15 protein-coding genes are annotated in these 18,509 nt (G+C 37.2%); all 15 read left to right on the top strand.

The genetic code is table 11. The annotated features are described in order from the left end of the window. A partial coding sequence (locus HMPREF2619_RS02620; protein WP_148130357.1) for an LPXTG cell wall anchor domain-containing protein occupies positions 1-424 on the top strand: 424 nt, incomplete at its 5' end. Between the two features lie 385 nt (positions 425-809). Further along, a complete protein-coding gene (locus HMPREF2619_RS02615; RefSeq protein ID WP_070458833.1) occupies positions 810-1,670 on the top strand; it encodes a DapH/DapD/GlmU-related protein in 861 nt (286 codons plus the stop codon). Between the two features lie 76 nt (positions 1,671-1,746). Next, entirely contained in the window at positions 1,747-2,040 is a 294-nt protein-coding gene (locus tag HMPREF2619_RS02610; RefSeq protein WP_186821478.1) for a hypothetical protein, read from the top strand. A gap of 167 nt (positions 2,041-2,207) precedes the next feature. Continuing rightward, on the top strand, positions 2,208-5,426 hold the full coding sequence (locus tag HMPREF2619_RS02605) for an SP_1767 family glycosyltransferase (protein ID WP_070458831.1): 3,219 nt from the start codon (positions 2,208-2,210) through the stop codon (positions 5,424-5,426). A gap of 14 nt (positions 5,427-5,440) precedes the next feature. Beyond that, positions 5,441-6,637 (top strand): glycosyltransferase family 8 protein, encoded by a 1,197-nt coding sequence (locus HMPREF2619_RS02600; protein ID WP_070458829.1) that lies wholly within the window; start codon positions 5,441-5,443, stop codon positions 6,635-6,637. Between the two features lie 36 nt (positions 6,638-6,673). Beyond that, complete coding sequence (locus HMPREF2619_RS02595; protein ID WP_070458827.1) at positions 6,674-7,681, top strand: sugar transferase; 1,008 nt, start codon at positions 6,674-6,676, stop codon at positions 7,679-7,681. A 128-nt stretch (positions 7,682-7,809) separates the two neighbouring features. Next, complete coding sequence (gene secY2, locus HMPREF2619_RS02590; protein ID WP_070458825.1) at positions 7,810-9,039, top strand: accessory Sec system protein translocase subunit SecY2; 1,230 nt, start codon at positions 7,810-7,812, stop codon at positions 9,037-9,039. A gap of 15 nt (positions 9,040-9,054) precedes the next feature. Then, complete coding sequence (gene asp1 / locus HMPREF2619_RS02585; RefSeq protein ID WP_070458823.1) at positions 9,055-10,629, top strand: accessory Sec system protein Asp1; 1,575 nt, start codon at positions 9,055-9,057, stop codon at positions 10,627-10,629. Continuing rightward, a complete protein-coding gene (gene asp2 / locus HMPREF2619_RS02580) occupies positions 10,619-12,151 on the top strand; it encodes an accessory Sec system protein Asp2 (protein ID WP_070458821.1) in 1,533 nt (510 codons plus the stop codon). The genes asp1 and asp2 overlap by 11 nt, the downstream gene beginning before the upstream one ends. Beyond that, a complete protein-coding gene (gene asp3, locus HMPREF2619_RS02575) occupies positions 12,151-12,633 on the top strand; it encodes an accessory Sec system protein Asp3 (protein ID WP_070458819.1) in 483 nt (160 codons plus the stop codon). The genes asp2 and asp3 overlap by 1 nt, the downstream gene beginning before the upstream one ends. Next, positions 12,620-14,998, top strand: coding sequence for an accessory Sec system translocase SecA2 (secA2, locus tag HMPREF2619_RS02570; RefSeq protein WP_070458817.1), 2,379 nt, complete (start codon positions 12,620-12,622; stop codon positions 14,996-14,998). The genes asp3 and secA2 overlap by 14 nt, the downstream gene beginning before the upstream one ends. Before the next feature lie 12 nt (positions 14,999-15,010). Then, positions 15,011-16,531, top strand: a complete 1,521-nt coding sequence (gtfA, locus tag HMPREF2619_RS02565) for an accessory Sec system glycosyltransferase GtfA (RefSeq protein WP_070458814.1) — start codon at positions 15,011-15,013, stop codon at positions 16,529-16,531. Further along, positions 16,515-17,861, top strand: a complete 1,347-nt coding sequence (gene gtfB, locus HMPREF2619_RS02560) for an accessory Sec system glycosylation chaperone GtfB (protein ID WP_070458812.1) — start codon at positions 16,515-16,517, stop codon at positions 17,859-17,861. The genes gtfA and gtfB overlap by 17 nt, the downstream gene beginning before the upstream one ends. Further along, positions 17,854-18,033: an accessory Sec system protein Asp4 gene (gene asp4, locus HMPREF2619_RS02555; RefSeq protein ID WP_070458810.1), complete on the top strand. Its 180-nt coding sequence runs from the start codon at positions 17,854-17,856 to the stop codon at positions 18,031-18,033. The genes gtfB and asp4 overlap by 8 nt, the downstream gene beginning before the upstream one ends. 4 nt (positions 18,034-18,037) lie before the next feature. Next, positions 18,038-18,262: an accessory Sec system protein Asp5 gene (locus HMPREF2619_RS02550; protein ID WP_070458808.1), complete on the top strand. Its 225-nt coding sequence runs from the start codon at positions 18,038-18,040 to the stop codon at positions 18,260-18,262. Positions 18,263-18,509 lie beyond the last annotated feature (247 nt).

Raw genomic sequence — 18,509 nt, 5'->3', positions numbered from 1 at the left:
TGAGTCAGCATCAACAAGTGCATCGACATCTGTTATTACAAGTAAGGGAATGCCAGAAAGCTTGTCACTTGATAGCTTAGATATTGATAGTATTATTACATCTGATTCAATTAGTACATCAGTATCACAATCACTATCATTATCAGCAAGTATTAGTCAATCAATGCCTCGTTCAACATCAGCAAGCACAAGCACCTCAACATCAATGTCTCATTCGGCATCAACAAGTGTAAGTGCTTCAACATCAGCGACTCATTCTACTTCAACTAGTCAAGATCCTCAAACCGATACTACTAAGGCCCGTAAGCAATTACCAAATACTGGTGAAACAGCTTCGACTACAAATGCTCTCCTCGGAGTTGTAGCAGGTCTAACTGGATTAGGATTAGTGGCTAAACGTCGTAAGCGTGATGATGAAGAATAAGTCTAGTTTCATAAAGTTGATAAAAGACTAAGTAAGCTACGAGAAAACCTCCAAGGATTTTACAATTCTTGGAGGTTTTCAGCTACTTTAGAAGAGTATTTAACTAGTTGGAGCTTTGTCGACTAGTAAATCAATTTTGTATAGTTTAGGGGATAAAAAAATAAAATTGTAAGGGCTATCTTACTTTATGAAAGTGCATAAAAATGGTATACTATATAGTAGATTTTTGTATCTAAAAATGTATGTATTATTTAGAGGTGTTTGATTTTTCTATCAAATAAAGAATCATAGGAGAATTAGTTTATCCAAAGTGGCTTGCTCTAAAACAATAGGAATGATATTTTTGAACAATAAATAATATAAAATGAAAGATTCGAGAATAAGTATGGATTTTAGAAATGCAGTACAGTTAGTTGGAGATTATCATCATGTTGAAGTGTCTCCAGATGCTCATCTTGATTTGGGAGCAGATATCACAATCCGTTCGTTTGCAAGTATTGAAGTTTCAAATGGTGCGAATTTGAAAGTAGGAAATAGGGTCTTTTTTAATGACCATTGTTCAATCCGCTGTACTGAAGAAATCACCATTGGCCATGATACGATGTTTGGAGATGGAGTACGAATTTTTGATTCGAATCATCAATTTAATAACTATCATGTGTTTAAAACTGTAATGAGTGGTGCGCCTATTCATATTGGACGGGATTGTTGGATTGGTGCAAACACGGTTATTCTTAGAGGAGTTACTATTGGTGATAATGTCATCATAGGTGCTAATTGTCTCATCCACCAGGATATTCCTAGTAATTCAATCGTCACTCATAGTGAAACATTAACGATTAAGCCCAAGAATATTGCCAAATTCCATGCTTTTGTTTATACCTACTCAGATCAGTTGGAAGGTTTGGAGTATTTGTTGAGTAGTTTACCTGAAGTTGATTTTCATGTTGCAGCACCAACGAATGTTTCGGAGTATTTAAGAAGTTTTGAGCGATTTAAGAATTTTCAATTGTATGAGTATTGTCAATCACGAGAAGTTTCGGATCGTATTTTAGACATGGCTGATATCTATCTAGATATAAATCACTGGAATGAGGTTGATGATATTATTGGGCGCGCTTTAGCAATAGAGAAGCCGATATTTGCATTTGATAATGTAGTTCATAGATTGAGTGAAAAAATTCAAGTATTTGGACTAGACGATAAAGATAAAATGGTTGAGGCAATTCGTCAACAACTAGTTTAAGAAAGAGTTGTTTGAACATGTTCCTTTTCCAGTAGGAAAACTGTGTGAGGATCTTGGGACTAACTATAAGTGTTTTATGCAGGCAGAGAAGATAGTCTATACGCACAAAAATACCTACTGCTATCGCCTTAGAAATACAAGTATATCTCATGAATCATTTACAGAGAAAATGATGCGTGATGATCACGATGCACGCATTGAAAGAATTGCCTTATTAGCATTAAAGGGCTATGATATTAGTCGTTATTTAACGCAACATCAACAATATCTGAAAGCCTGGCATCGTTTAGCATTGGAAAAAGGACTTGCTGAAAGTGGAGAGACGCGTCGTATGGAAGAACTAGATTTTCTTCTTTCCGAAGAAGAGTAAACATCCATTTTTTACTGGCAGATTTGTCCCAGTGGGGCCAAAGTAATAGTAAAACTCAAAAGCTGTGTTTTCTGGAACTTTTGTGATAGAAGATAGGATTTTAGGGAGAAGAAAAGGTTAAACTTACAGTAGGAAGTTTTAACATAAGAATAGAGAGAAGGGTTTATATGAAGGCGATTGTAGTTGCTGGGGATAAGAATTATCTCACACCGATGCTTACGACGATAAAGTCTATTTTATATCATAATCAACAGGTTAAGATTTACATTCTACATCAGAATATCCCCAGCGATTGGTTTCGTGAACTTAAAATTCAAGTGGAGAAGTTAGGGAGTGTTGTAGAGGATGTTTATATTGGTGAGAATATCGATCTGGAGTGGAAAACGCAGGCTCACATCTCACCCGTTGCTTACGCACGGTACTTTATTCCCCGTCTTATCGAAGAAGAACGTGTCATTTATTTAGATAGTGATATTATTGTTAATGGAGATTTGAGTCCACTCTTTGAGTTAGATTTGGGTGACTACTCTTTAGCGGCAGTTAGGGATGCTGATGGCAATGGATTTAACTCAGGAATGTTGGTTATCGATAGCCAAAAGTGGAGAGAACAGGATATCACATCTAGGCTCTTTACTAAGACAGTAGAATATATGTCTTACCTTGAGAAAACCACTACAGAGGGCTTCAACGGGGATCAAACCATTTTCAATTTAGTCTTTCAGAATCATTGGCTGGAGTTGGATAAGCATTTTAACCTTCAAGTTGGTCATGATGTCATTGCTTTTTATAGCCACTGGGATTCACACTTTGAGTTGGATAAAGAACCTTTGATCATCCATTATACGACCTATCGAAAACCATGGTCTACTCTGATGGGCTATCGTTATCGGGACTTATGGTGGGCTTTCCAGGATGTTAGTTATGAACAGATTGCTGACCATTATGCAGGTTGTTTTACGATTAAGAGAGTTTATGATCGTCATCCGATCAATTTATTTACATTTACAGATTCTCAGGATTTTCTGTATATTGAAGAATTAGCACAAGCTCTACCTGATGTTGGATTCCATATTGGAGCCTATACAGATATGGGACCAATTCTGATGGCTTTGGATAAATATCCTAACGTTTACCTGTATCCAAGCATGGTTGGAGCAGTGATTGATGAAATGATCGAGAAGTCAGACGCTTATCTTGATATTCATAAAGGGAGTCCGATGGACTTTATCGTTAATCGCTATACCAGTGCAGATAGGCCAGTATTGACATTTGATGCAACCAATAAAAATCAATTGGAGAAGACAGTGGTTTCTTCCAAATCTCCACAGTCAATGATAGAAGCAATTAAAGAATTAAAGAAAGAAAAAATGGACATGAAAGCAATTGTACTAGGAGCCAACTACCAATATGCAGATAAGGTTCTAACTACAATCAAATCAATCTGCTGTCATAATCGAGGACTTCGTTTTTATCTGATTAACAGCGATTTTCCGACAGAATGGTTTTACAACCTCAATCGTAAGTTGAAGAAGCTAGACTGTGAAATCATCAATGCCCGTGTCAATAGTTCTCACATTAGCCAATATAAGACCAATATTCACTATGCAACATTTTTACGTTACTTTATCTCAGATTTTGTTGAGGAAGATAAGGTCTTATATTTGGACTGTGATTTGGTTGTCACAAGAGACTTAAGTCCCCTATTTGATGTCGAATTAGGAGACAATCCTTTGGCAGCAGTCAAGGATCTGGGGGCTCAAGTATATTTTAATGAGCATGGATTTAACGCAGGTGTCTTGCTCATCAATAATCGCCTTTGGAAACAAGAAGAAGTTCGCAAACAACTGATTGAAATGACCAATGAGTTGCATGACAAAGTTGCCCAAGATGATCAAAGTATCTTGAATCTCTTATTTAAAGACCGTTGGTTAGCTTTGGACTTTAAATATAACTGCATTACCTTGCACACACATTTCTCAGATTATCGTCCAGAACCTGGGACTTATCCACCGATTATTCATTATCTGACTGAGAGAAAGCCATGGGGACTGTATGAACGCTCCATCTATCGAGATGTTTGGTGGTATTATAATGCCCAAGATTGGTCTGATATGAGTCAGGTAACACCTTATCTGACAAAAGATCAGGTGAGTCAGTACACAGGGATTCAACATTCAGCCCTAGTCTATACCTTCTCAAGCGACTTGAGAAATATGGGCTACTTGATTGAACATCTACCAGATGTCAAGTTTTATGTGGCAGCTCCCGTTATGGTGGCGGATAGCATCACAGCTCTACTAACCTACCCAAATGTCTCTGTCTTGTCAGATATTGCTGGGCAACCAGCTTTGATTGATAGCTTGGTTGAAGACTGTGACTTTTTACTGGATATTAATGCTGATATCGAAGTTGATGGGATCATTGGCCGTTTCCTACAAGCAGGAAAACCAGTATTTGCATTTGATAGTGTTGCCCATGGTGAGCAAGGTCAGTTCCTCTATGATCAAGAGTATCCGGAAGAGATGGTCCGAGCTATTGAGGCCTATTGTCGAAATGGAGAATTACCTGTAAAAAAGCTGCAATCCTACCCAAAGGTACTGGATATCCAGCAGAGTCTTGATTATATACTAGAACACCATTCTTCTGTCATTCGTTATGGAGATGGGGAAATGGATATTATGATGGGACATGGGATTCCTTATCAAGACTATGATGAGACATTGGCAGAACAGCTTAGAAGTATGATCCAACTGGAAAGCTCTCCAGAATTGCTGGTTTGTCTTTCAGATGTTTTTGAAGGATTGGAACGCTATAATCCTGAAGCAGTCGATTTTTGGCAAAAGCATTTAGAGCATTATAAAGAAGCTTATCATAGATTTTGTACAGCAAGTTTCTATGGTTCGACTTTTATATCTCGTCCTTATATGGACCTCAAAGACAAGTCAGCTTCAGTAGCTCACTTTGAAAAATTAAAGAAACTTTGGGATAAACGAAACATCTTAATCGTAGAAGGTGAAAACTCACGTTCAGGAGTTGGTAATGACCTTTTTGACAATGCTCAGTCTGTTGAGCGTATCATCTGCCCTTCTAGAAATGCCTACAGTAAGGTTAAGGATATTCAAGAAGCGATTGAAAATCACGCAGATGGTAAACTAGTATTCTTGATGCTTGGTCCTACAGCCAAGGTTTTAGCTTACCATTTAAGCAAAAAAGGCATACAAGCGATTGATTTAGGCCATATAGACTCTGAATATGAGTGGTTTAAGATGGGAGCAACTTCAAAAGTGAAATTCTCACACAAGCATACCGCAGAGCATAATTTTGATCAAGAAATTCAGCTGGTTTCCGATGCTGCTTATGATGCATCTATCATAGTGAAGCTATAGTCAAGGAGTAGTTAATGAAAAAAAAAGTATTTGTCTTAGCTGGGGATTACGGTTATATTCGTCAAATTGAAACTACCTTAAAATCTATTTGCTATCACAATAGTGATGTCAAGGTTTATATTTTTAATCAGGATATTCCTCAAGAGTGGTTTATCTCCATCCGAGGAAAAATGGCATATCGAAATAGTGAGATAGTTGATATCAAGTTGTTTGAAGGTAATATGCAAAATTGGAGCTTACCACCTGTTGGACAACATATAAACTTTATGACCTTTGCTCGTTATTTTATACCGAGTTTTGTTTCAGAAGATATTGTTTTATATTTAGATTGTGACTTAGTAGTTACACGTGATTTGACAGATCTATTTTCTATTGATTTAACCAATAAACCTCTAGCTGCAGCAAAGGTCATATATGGTTTAGAAGATAGATTTAATGCGGGAGTATTATTGATCAATAATGCGTATTGGAAGGAAAATGCAATCCAGCAGGAACTAATAAAAATTACTGAAAGAGAACATAAAAACTTACCTGAAGCTGATCAAACAGTTCTCAATATAGTGATGGGAGAAAATTATGTATTATTAGATGATACCTATAATTTTCAAATTGGATACGATCAGGTCGCTGATAATCGGGGACAATATTTTATTTTTGAGTTACCATTAAATCCACTACCAGCGATTATTCATTATTTGTCTGCTGATAAACCTTGGAAGACTTACTCGGTAGGTCGCTTACGTGAAGTTTGGTGGAAATATAATCAGCTAGAGTGGTCTCAAATAAATAATCAAGAAGAACTTGTTGTAAAAAAATCTAAATATAAAGCGTTGATCATTACAGGTAGTCAGCAATTAGAACAAATTGATTATCTAATTAAGAATTTACCTGACTATGATATTCATATTTTAACCTTTACTGCGATGGGAGAAATTCTCAGAAGTCTAGCAAGTTATGAGAACATCAAATTGCATCCAACTGTTATGAGGTGGATGTGCAGGAAAATGATTGAAGAATGTGATGTTTATCTGGATATCAATCATGAGTTTAAATTTCCTGATGTTTTAGAATGGGTGCAAGAAGCTAATAAAATAATTTTATCATTTGATAATGTGGCTAATCCTTATCATGTAGATCAAGTATTTCCTAATGATAATCCTCAGGCTATGATCGAGTTTTTGAAGGAACTTCAAACTAAAGATTGTCTGTGAGTGATTTATTTTAAAAAACTGAATTAGAGATTTAAAATGAAGATAAATATTACAAATATTTACGGTATGTCTGGTCAAAGTACAGCCTTAATTGCCCAGAATGAAACCGTTAAAATTGCAAGAAATTTAGATTTTCACGAGCTTGGCTTTTACTTTTACAATATCTATAGTGATAGCCAAGGCGAGTTGAATAGCCGTTTAGATGGTGTTTTAGCTAAGTTGGGTTATGGAGATATTGTTGTTTACCAATCTCCTACATGGAATGGGAGAGAGTATGACCAGGCCTTTATTAGGAAATGTAAGATTTTAAACACGAAAATTATTACCTTTATCCATGACGTTCCACCTCTGATGTTTCCATCTAACTATTACTTGATGCCTGAGTACATTGAGATGTACAATCAATCGGATCTAGTAGTTGTCCCATCTGAACAAATGAAGGAACGGCTGATTCAGGAAGGATTGACAGTTCAAAAAATCATTATCCAAGGAATGTGGGACCATGTTCACGACTATCCTTTGAGACAACCTGCTTTTCAGAAAAAACTATCTTTTGCGGGGAGTGTGGAGCGCTTTGAACACCTATCCAACTGGGATTACTCAACTCCTCTCGATATTTTCTCAGAATCTAACCACGAAAATAGTAATTCAAGAGTTTCATTTAAAGGTTGGAAAACAGATCCAGAGTTGCTTTTTGCCTTATCAGAGGGTGGCTTTGGCTTGGTATGGGGAACCAGTGAAAATCCTGCTGATGAGGCAGACTACTATCGATTGAATATCTCTCATAAAGTCAGCACTTATCTTGCAGCAGGAATTCCAGTAGTGGTGCCATCCTATCTCTCAAATGCCAATTTTATAAAGGAAAAAGGCTTAGGTTATGTAGTGGATAGTTTGGAAGAAGCCAGTCGTCTTGTAGAGGAAACGACAACAGAGGTTTATCAACAGATGGTTGAAAATGTATATAAAGTTAGTTATGCCTTAAAAGAAGGATACTTTACAAAAAAACTATTGATTGATGCAGTGATGCAGGTTTTGGATATCTAGAGCATGATAGTTATAGAAAGCCCTCATCCATTAGGATGAGGGAATACCATTATTATCAAAAGACTTATTTATAGATTTAGCCATTTTTATTAGAATATTTCATTGGTTAAATAAAGTAGGAGAAAAATTTGAAGAAAAAATTGACATCGGTCGTTGTTAAAAGAGTCATGTGGACGATTTCTTTCTTATTCATTTACGTTCTAGGAAGTAGATTGACACTTCCCTTTGTAAATGTGAATGATACAAATTTTTTGGGCGGAACTACAGCATTCTTAGCCTTTTCAACTGCTATCACAGGTGGCAATCTTCGGAGTCTTTCCCTATTTTCTGTTGGACTGTCTCCATGGATGTCGGCTATGATTTTGTGGCAAATGTTTAGTATGTCTAAAAAACTTGGATTGGGAAGTTTACCACTAGAAGTTCAAGATCGAAGAAAAATGATATTAACATTTGTAATAGCTTTGATCCAATCGTTAGCTATTACCCTAAATCTCCCTATTCAATCAGACTTGAACCATGGGTTAGTATTAACTTTGAATGTTCTGCTCTTAATTTCAGGAACTTTTTTCTTGGTATGGTTATCGGATTTGAATTCTTTATTTGGTGTAGGTGGATCCCTAGTCATCTTAATGTCTAGTATGGTGTCTAGTATGCCAGAAAATATCTTAAAAAGTATCAAAGAATTACAAGTTGGTCCCTTATTGATTGTGGCGCTCCTGACTCTTTCATTGGTGTTTTTATTAATTGCAGTAAGGGTCCAGCGGGCTCGTTATCGAATTCCAGTAAATAAGATTATGATTCATAATCGTTTTCAACGTTATTCTTATTTGGATATTCTAGTAAATCCAGCCGGAGGAATGCCCTTTATGTACGCAATGTCTTTGGTGTCCATCCCACAATATAGCTTGTTGCTTATTCAGATGGTTCTACCAAAAGAAGCGTGGATTGGAGAATGGATTAGCCGCTTTGCAATTGGTCAGCCAATTTGGGTCTTCACCTATATTATTGTTTTATTTATATTAGGAATTGCGTTTGCTTTTGTAAATATGAATAGTGAAGAAATTGCTGATAGAATGAAAAAATCTGGAGAATATATTTATAATATCTATCCTGGAGAAGATACTAGTCGTTATCTCGGTAAAATTATATTTCGCTTTGCAATCATTGGGTCTATTTATATCGTGTTTATGGCAGGTTTCCCAATGTTGATTGTCTTATATGATCCGCGATATATGCAATTAAGTATGCTTTCAGGCTTGTTTTTGATTTTTAATGGTATGGTGTTTAATATTAAGGATGAAATTGATGCCTTGACATTGAATGAGAACTATAAGCCACTCTTAGAAATCGATTCATAATTGTGAGGAGAATCAATGTATTATTTCATTCCTTTTTTGGAGCGTAACAATCCATCTTGGCAAGCCAATATTGTGCCTTGGTATAGGACACCTTATCGCTTAGAATTTGATGATATTTTACACCAAATTCGTATTTTTAAAAACCAAAAAATAGAATCTAAGATGCTATGGTTGACCTATCATCCACATTTACGATATCTACTGCATCGACAAGATCTGTTTGAGTCTGATGTTTTCTCTGTTTTTGATGCTATGCAAAATATTGAACATGAGGAGATGCATCCTTTACAATTAAAGGATTTAGCATGGGATGAAGATTGTGACTTTATTTATACTCCTTTTGTAGTTGTAGTTAAACAAAAAGGGAAACTCTATGCGGAAATTGAATATGGTTCAGAAGGCTTTATCAGTTACATCACTTATTTTAAAGATAACCAAGTTGATTTTATTTGCTATTTTGATGATCGTGGGTTTTTGTCTAGTCTTCTAGAGTATAGGGATCAAAGACCAATTACTCGTTATTATTACAATGCTAAAGGTCAGTGGCAATTAAGGGAAGATTTGCAGGGAGAAAATCCAATTGTAAAGATAAATCCGGCAGTAAGCTACCGTTTTGGAAAATTAACTTATGAAAGTATAGATGAAGTTATTTGGGAATTCTTAACAAAATTTTTAAATCAAAACTATGAGGTTGGAGATTCATTTGTTTTGGCTGCTCATACTAGATTTCAAAATCAATTGTTAGAAAGATTGCCAGAAGAAGCTCCCAAAATTATAAGTTTCTTTGTTGAGCGAAATCAAGCAGATGATTTACAAACTCATCGTCAGGTAGTAGAACAGTCTAAATTGTTGATCAGTGATCGGAAAGATTTTCTTGAGCGATTACAAGAGGCCTATCCCCAATTTGCTTCTAAGATGCACCATTTACCATCTTTTGATACGCGCTTGAAGTTAGGTCTTAGTCAACGGTTAAAGGAATCAAAAATTTATGTTCAGTTAGATGTACAGAGTCAACAAGATACAGAAATTTTGTATGAAATCTTGCATTTCGTCTCGCAAAATCCTTTGGCTGAGGTCGTTTTTTCAGTATTCAATGCAGAAGGCTATCAGGTTGAGGCTTTGCAGAAACAACTCGATTCGCTGATTATGGAACGTCTTAACCTAAGGGATCTATTAAAGGATTCTGTGGTATCTGATGCGGAAAATACATTAGAGGAAAATACCAGAGATGATTATCGCTTTAAGATTATCAATCTCAATGATGAGATGGGCTTAATTCGTGAGTTCGAATATACTCGTTTAATTGTTGATTTAAATCCAGTAGCTAATATTTATACTCAGATTGCAGGGATTAGTGCAGGAATACCTCAAATCAACCTGCATGAGTCAGAATATGTGACTCATTTACAAAATGGGTATATCCTAAAAGATTTATCAGAGTTTAGTAAGGCAGGGCACTACTTTTTAGATACCTTGGAACATTGGAATCAAGCACTGATTTACTCGATTGATAAGATCCGACAAAATACAGGTGATCAATTTGTAGACAAGTGGGAAAAATGGTTAGAGGAGGCAAAGGGTGAGCGATAAATTACAGATTTTGCAGATAGGTAGCAGAAACTGGAGCCATGACTATGAGCTTCCTGAAAATATGGATTGGCACTTCTTTTGGCCAAGATCAACGACTGCCATAAAGAAGGTTATGAAAATGGAAGGCTTAAGAACTTTTTCAGCTGTTTTGATTGAAAATCCTGAGCATTTATCGGATTTGATTCCGTTGATGAGAAAGATCACTCCTTATACGATTTTCTACCCTGATACAGCTGAGCCTCAATCAAAAGATCTTCAAGACTTCTTGAAAAAAACTTGTGCTCAAGCAACAGATTTTTCAAACCCAGCAGAACTGTTACGACTCTTATCTAAGGCTCTGTTTAGAGGGCAGTATGGAGATAAGTTAGTTCCAATTGATATGATTGTCAATCCTGCTTTTACGGGAAAGATTCGATATAACGGTTATGAAAATCTAGAACTCTTAGGGAACTATGGGCAAGACTTCCGTCCCTTAATCAGCTGGAAGTATAATATCCGAGCTAGTGATTTCAATCCAGTTGAGCTATGGCTAGAATATGAGAAGGATTTAACTTGTGATATTCGCCTCATTGTTCGAAATATTCAAGATGGATCTACTGCTAACTTTGTCAAAGAGCGAGTTTTCACAGTTGAAGATATGAAGTCTGCCCTTGTACTGGATGATGATTTTTCTTCATTCATCAGTATCTCTTTAGAAGCTAGAGGAGCAGGTCATCTGAAAATAGGATCTCTTCACCAGCGTTTGACGCGTTACCAATTTGGTAAGTATGTTCTTGGTGGAGGCATTATCCATAATGAAAAGCGTGAAGAAATCAATTACTTTTTCTATCCAGGAGACTTTAAGCCTCCTTTGAATATCTATTTCTCTGGTTATCGACGAGCCGAAGGGTTTGAGGGATTTGGGATGATGAGATCCTTTGGGACACCTTTCCTTCTTTTCCAAGATCCTCGAATCGATGGAGGAGCTTTTTACTTGGGTGATGACTGTCTCGAAAATGGTGTTCGAAATGTCATTCAAGAACATCTGGATTTATTAGGATTCTCAAATAAGGAACTCATCCTTTCGGGGATATCTATGGGGACCTATGGTGCTATGTATTACAGTTCTTTCTTCGAGCCTAAAGCTGTTATTGTTTCAAAACCTTTGACTAATCTTGGTTTGATAGCAGAGAGAGGCAGACTTGAAGCCCCAGGCCTTTTCCCAACCGCTTTTGATATTTTGCGTCATCATTCTAAGGGGGAGGCTAGTTTAGATGCTATGAGAGCTTTGGATGATCGTTTCTGGACTCCCTTCAAACAAGCAGATTTTAGTCAAACAATTTTTGGCCTCTCTTATATGAAAGAGGAAGACTATGATCCACGTGCTTATGATGACTTAGTAGAGGCCCTTTATCATACAGGAGCTCGTATTATGACAAAAGGAACCTCGGGTCGACATAACGATGATAATGACACAACTATAACGTGGTTCAAGAATTTTTATAAGATGATTTTAGAGCAGGATTTTGGGAGAAAGTTTTAATGTTGATTAAACGGAATAAAGAAATATATTGGGGAGAGTTTAAAGGAGCCAGTTTAGGAAATATCAGGCAGAATTCATTTTTGTATGGTTCTATTGTCCTTTATCATTCTAGAGACCATGTTTATCTAGAAAATGGTATGGTGAATTCCGGTACTATGATTCATGAGTGGACCTCAAGTTTTAATTTTCAAGGAGATCGATTAACCCCAGCTTTACCTCTTTTGAAAAGGGGGTATCGTTACCGTTTAGCTAGTCAGATGACTGTTCAACCTCAAAATGGTCTATACTTCAGGCTCATCTTTATGGATCGTTATGATAGGCAGGTTGGTCAGGTAATAGAAAAAAACTTTGATTTCACCTTTACTTATCCTGAAGACGCCTATCATTACAAAGTACAACTGTTGAGCGCAGGCTTTCAATCGGTTGACTTTCATTCATTTTCAATAGAAGAGGACGATTCTGAACAAGATGTGGAAAAATAATAGACAATTGAGCAAGGTGAAAAAAATCTTGCATCAAATCAATCTAAAAAAAGATGAGATGGCCTCGCTAACAGATGATGAATTAGCAGGTAAAACTCAAGAATTTAAAGAGAGATTAACTGCTGGGGAAAGTTTAGATGATCTTCTAGTAGAAGCTTTTGCAGTTGTCAGAGAAGCTGATAAACGAATCTTAGGGATGTTTCCCTATGATGTACAGGTCATGGGTGGAATTGTCATCCACCAAGGGAATGTTGCAGAGATGAATACAGGTGAAGGTAAAACCTTGACGGCTACGATGCCGGTTTATCTCAATGCCTTATCAGGGCAAGGTGTCATGCTGGTGACTACTAACGACTATCTTGCTAATCGTGATGCAGAGGAGATGGGCCAAGTCTATGAGTTCTTAGGTTTGACGATTCGCATTCCCTTTTCTGAAGACGATGATGAGGAGTTAACGCCTGAAGATAAGCGGGAAATTTATAGTGCAGATATTGTTTATACTACCAACAGTGGTCTTGGTTTTGACTATTTGATTGATAATCTAGCCTCTAGTGATGATAAAAAGTACATGCCAGAATTTAACTTTGTCATCGTAGATGAGGTAGATTCAGTTTTGCTGGATAGTGCTCAAACTCCCTTGGTCATTTCAGGTTCACCTAGGGTACAGTCCAATTTTTATGGAATTATTGACACATTGATGACAACTCTAGTTGAGGGGCAAGACTATATCTTTAAAGAAGAAAAAAAAGAAGTCTGGCTTACCACTAAAGGCTCTAAAACTGCGGAGAGCTTTTTAGGTATTGACAACCTTTATTCAAAAGAGCATAGTGTACTAGCAAGACACTTGACCTTTGCTCTACGAGCTCATACCTTATTTAAAAGGGATAAAGACTACATCATCCGTAAGGGTGAGAAGGACGAAGAACTCGTATTGATAGATCAAAGTACAGGTCGTTTATTGGAAATGACCAAATTACAGGGTGGGTTACACCAAGCCATTGAGGCAAAAGAGCATGTTCCTTTGTCTGAAGAAACACGGGCAATGGCCTCAATTACCTATCAAAGCTTATTCAAGAAGTTTAAAAAAATCTCTGGAATGACTGGGACAGGTAAGGTTGCAGAGAAAGAGTTTTTAGAAACTTATGGGATGTCAGTGATTCAAATTCCTACTAATCGTAAGAAACAGCGAATTGATTATCCAGATAATCTCTATGTTACCCTACCTGAAAAAGTATATGCCTCACTTGCTGAGATTAAATATTATCATGAAAAGGGTAATCCATTACTGATTTTTGTTGGATCGGTAGAAATGTCTGAACTTTACTCCTCCCTATTATTACGGGAAGGAATTGCACATAACGTTTTAAATGCCCATAATGCGGCGCGTGAAGCTCAGATGATTGCAGAGTCAGGTCGTATGGGAGCCGTGACAGTTGCGACTTCTATGGCTGGTCGTGGGACTGATATTAAGCTTGGCCCAGGAGTTGCTGAACTGGGGGGGCTAGTTGTCATTGGTACAGAACGGATGGAGAGTAAACGTATTGACTTACAGATTAGAGGACGTTCTGGTCGACAGGGAGACCCTGGCTTGTCGAAATTTTTTGTCTCACTAGAAGATGATGTGATCAAGAAGTATGGACCTTCTTGGGTTCATAAAATGTATAAGGACTATACAGTAAATAAACAGATAAGTCCTGAACTTTTAGAAGGAAGACGCTATCGAAAATTAGTAGAAAAAGCGCAAAAGGCAAGCGATAGCGCTGCTAGATCATCAAGAAGGCAAACCTTAGAGTATGCTGAGAGTATGAATATCCAAAGAGAAATGGTCTATGGTCAAAGAAATCGCTTGATTGATGGAACCGAGGATCTTGATGTTTTTGTTGTAGATGTGCTAGATGAGTTCGTAAGAAAAAGCTTGTCAGAAGAAGCATTTGAAAGTAGAGAAGAACTGTATCATTTTATCGTTAAAAATATCAGTTTTCTTTATCATGCAGTTCCGCGAGAGTTGGATATGACGGATAAGGATGCTGTTAAACGAGTTCTGGAGATAACAGTTCAAAAGAGTTTACAAGAAAAACGAACGCTTCTGGAAACACTTGATCTCTTTTCTCATTTTCAGCGCTTAGCATTGCTAAAAGCAATAGATGATAACTGGGTAGAGCAGGTAGACTACCTTCAACAATTGAGTCTAGCGATTGGTGGCCAATCAGCTGCTCAAAAGAATCCTATCGTTGAGTATTATCAAGAAGCTTACAATGGCTTTGAAGAGATGAAAAAGCAGGTCAAGAAGGATATGGTTCGAAATCTTCTATTGAGTCGAGTAGACATTTCGCCTGATGGGGAAATTATAACTTATTTTCCATAAAAAGGGGACAATATGACAATTTACAATATAAATTTAGGAATTGGTTGGGCCAGCAGTGGTGTTGAATATGCCCAAGCTTATCGTGCGGGTATTTTTCGCAGCCTGAATCTGTCGTCGAAGTTTATCTTTACAGACATGATTTTGGGTGATAATATCCAGCACCTAACCGCAAATATCGGTTTTGATGATGATCAAGTCATCTGGCTCTACACTCACTTCACAGATATCAAAATTGCACCGACCAGTGTGACGGTAGATGATGTGTTAGATTATTTTGAAGGCGTAGAAAGTCGTCGTGAAAGAAATGGGAAAATTGAACGAATCTTCTTCTCAGATGAGGACAAGTTTATCACTTGTTATTTAGTAGATGAGGAAAAAGATTTTGTTCAGCATGTGGAGTATGTGTATGCTGGTAAGTTAATCCGCAAAGATTACTTCTCTTACACACGCTACTGCACAGAATATTTTGCTCCTAAAGACAATGTAGCGACACTCTACCAAAGAACCTTCTACAATGAAGATGGGACTCCGGCTTATGAGATGTTCATGAATCAAGGAACTGAGGAAGTTTATCGTTTCAAGGATCGCATTTTATACGGGAAGCCGGCCTTGATTCGTTATTTCATGCAGACACTTCAGTTAAGTAAATCAGATTTAGTAATTTTAGATCGTGAGACAGGGATTGGTCAGGTGGTCTTTGAGGAAGCGCAAGCAGCGCATCTAGCAGTGGTTGTTCATGCGGAGCATTATAGTGAAAATGCGACCAATGATGATTATATCCTTTGGAACAACTATTATGACTATCAATTTACCAATGCAGATAAGGTCGATCTCTTTATCGTTTCAACGGATCGCCAAAAAGAAGTCTTAGAACAGCAGTTTGCTCGCTATACCTCGCATGCTCCTAAGATTGTGACCATTCCAGTTGGAAGTGTTGATCAATTAACAAAACCACAAGAGAGCCGTAAACCATTTTCTCTCATTACAGCTTCGCGTCTAGCCAAGGAAAAGCATATTGATTGGCTCGTGAAGGCTGTTATTGAGGCTCATAAGGAATTGCCAGAATTAACCTTTGATATCTACGGTAGTGGTGGTGAAGAAGGACGTCTTCATGAGATTATCGCTGCAGGTCAAGCAGAAGAGTATATTAAACTCAAGGGCCATGCCGAACTTTCTCAAATCTATTCACAGTATGAAGTTTATCTAACTGCTTCAACAAGTGAAGGCTTTGGTTTAACACTCATGGAAGCAATTGGCTCAGGTTTGCCACTGATTGGTTTTGATGTTCCTTATGGGAATCAAACCTTCATCGAAGATGGCGAAAATGGCTACTTGATTCCAAGCTCATCTGACCATGTCGAAGATGAAATCAAAAAAGCTTATGCAGAAAAGATCTGCCAACTGTATTTGGAAAATCGTTTGGAAGGCATGAGAGAAAAGTCCTACCAGATAGCCGAGAAATTCTTAACTCAAGAGATTTTGAACAAATGGGAAAAAACAATCAAGGAGGTAGTGGATGATTCAGTTATTTGATGTATACAATCAAGAAAGTCAAGATTTGCATTATAGTCTGACTGAAACAGGCCTGTCTGATTTGGCTGTGGTTATTGAGCCAGATGGATTTTTACCAGATGGAGTTGTCTCACCCTTCACCTATTATTTGAGGTATGACAGTGGTAAACCCTTGTATTTTAACCAAGTTCCTGTACCAGACTTTTGGGAGATTGCTGGGAATAATCAATTTGGGACCATCAATGACCTCAATCAAGAACGAGCAGTGATTCATTTTGCAGATGGTTTACAGGCTCGTTTGGTAAAAAAAGTCGAATGGAAAACACCAGCAGGTCGGATCTTTCAAGTAGATCACTACAATCGTTTTGGAGCTTGCTTTGCCAAGACCACCTTTGATGCTTCTGGTCAAGCTATCATGACTTCTTATCGGAATGTAGATCAAAAGGAAGTTATTTTGGAAAACCATGTCACAGGTGATATTCTCTTGACCTTGGAAGGGCAAGGTTTGCGCCATTTTTCTGGTCGAGTGGCCTTTATCATAGACTTTTTGCAAGGTTTGAATGTGAATCTGGACCACCTTCTCTTTAATACCCTATCTACTTCGTTTTTGACTTCTTTCCATTTTCCAGAAAAATCAGGTAAGGATATCCTGGTTTGGCAAGAACCACTACATGATGATATACCAGGAAATATGCAACTGATTTTGGAGAATGACCAGCTTCGAGCTAAGACCATTATCATTCCAGATTATGTGACTTATGAGCGCGCTCTGCAATTGACGGATGAAAAATTCCATCATAAGTTTAGTCACCTAGGATATCATTATCACTTTAAGCGCGATAATTTTGTTCGTTCGGATGCCTTGATTGTGACCAATTCGGACCAACTCGAGCAAATCGAAAAATTGGTGGAAAGTTTACCAAGGGTTACTTTCCGAATCGCAGCAGTGACAGAGATGTCAGCTAAGTTGATGGATATGCTCCGCTATCCCAATATCGTACTCTATCAAAATGCGAGTCCCCAAAAGATTCAGGAGCTTTATCAGTTATCAGATATCTACTTGGATATCAACTATGGGAATGAATTGCTTCAGGCTGTTCGACAGGCTTTTGAACACAACCAACTGGTCCTAGCTTTTGAAGAAACCGCCCATAACCGTCGCTATACAGCTCCGAATCATATTTTCGCTAAGGAAGCAGTTGACGACATGATTCACACCATTGAGTTAGCTATTTCTCATGTCAAAGAGATGGGACGAGCTCTTGGAGATCAAGGGTACCACGCCAATTATGTGGATCCAATCATGTATCAGGAGCGGATGGAAACCATTTTAGGAGAAAGCCATGACTAAAAAAGATCTATTTTATCAAGATGTTGAAGGTCGTATGGAAGAGATGAAACAACAACCCATCAAAAAAGAAAAAGCTACACGTGGTGAAAAGATTAGTAAAACTTTCTCCTTCTTGTTGGGGTTAGTTATTTTGATAGGTTTATTATTTACTTTGATAGGACTTTTGAGGTAGTTAAATGACTGAATTATTGATAATTTTAACCATTATTTTAGCTCTTTCCTTAATCATTCTTGTGACCATTCAACCAAGACAAACTCAAATTTTTTCTATGGATGCTACTAGTAATATCGGAAAACCAAGCTATTGGCAAAGCAATACGCTTGTTAAAGTCTTAACCTTGCTTGTTAGCATATCCCTATTTGTGTTGTTGCTCCTCTTTATGGTTTTAACTTTTAACTAATCTTTATATGTATTGCTAGAACGTTTGATTTTAACAGTGAATATTTAAAGAAATTTAAGTTTGAGGAGAAATTTTTAAGAAAACTTTTAGGAATCTAGCTTATACTGTAAGCATAAGTTAAGAAGAACTTAACTTTAACTCCTAAAAATTTTTCATAATAATCTCCCTATAAAATAAAGTCGCCCAATCAGGCGGCTTATTTTTTGTTCTAATACTCAAGGAAAATCAAAGAGCAAACTAGGAAGCT

Origin of the sequence: Streptococcus sp. HMSC074B11 (genome assembly GCF_001808705.1) — a bacterium.
GTDB lineage: Bacteria > Bacillota > Bacilli > Lactobacillales > Streptococcaceae > Streptococcus.
This window is presented reverse-complemented; position numbering and strand designations above follow the sequence as displayed.

Bases quoted from the DNA above. Each gene is read 5' to 3' on its own strand.
- secA2 (WP_070458817.1), top strand. From the start codon at position 12,620: ATGTGGAAAAATAATAGACAATTGAGCAAGGTGAAAAAAATCTTGCAT.
- gtfA (WP_070458814.1), top strand. From the start codon at position 15,011: ATGACAATTTACAATATAAATTTAGGAATTGGTTGGGCCAGCAGTGGT.
- gtfB (WP_070458812.1), top strand. From the start codon at position 16,515: ATGATTCAGTTATTTGATGTATACAATCAAGAAAGTCAAGATTTGCAT.
- asp1 (WP_070458823.1), top strand. From the start codon at position 9,055: ATGTATTATTTCATTCCTTTTTTGGAGCGTAACAATCCATCTTGGCAA.
- asp3 (WP_070458819.1), top strand. From the start codon at position 12,151: ATGTTGATTAAACGGAATAAAGAAATATATTGGGGAGAGTTTAAAGGA.
- HMPREF2619_RS02595 (WP_070458827.1), top strand. From the start codon at position 6,674: ATGAAGATAAATATTACAAATATTTACGGTATGTCTGGTCAAAGTACA.
- HMPREF2619_RS02605 (WP_070458831.1), top strand. From the start codon at position 2,208: ATGAAGGCGATTGTAGTTGCTGGGGATAAGAATTATCTCACACCGATG.
- HMPREF2619_RS02550 (WP_070458808.1), top strand. From the start codon at position 18,038: ATGACTGAATTATTGATAATTTTAACCATTATTTTAGCTCTTTCCTTA.
- HMPREF2619_RS02615 (WP_070458833.1), top strand. From the start codon at position 810: ATGGATTTTAGAAATGCAGTACAGTTAGTTGGAGATTATCATCATGTT.
- HMPREF2619_RS02610 (WP_186821478.1), top strand. From the start codon at position 1,747: ATGCAGGCAGAGAAGATAGTCTATACGCACAAAAATACCTACTGCTAT.
- asp4 (WP_070458810.1), top strand. From the start codon at position 17,854: ATGACTAAAAAAGATCTATTTTATCAAGATGTTGAAGGTCGTATGGAA.
- HMPREF2619_RS02600 (WP_070458829.1), top strand. From the start codon at position 5,441: ATGAAAAAAAAAGTATTTGTCTTAGCTGGGGATTACGGTTATATTCGT.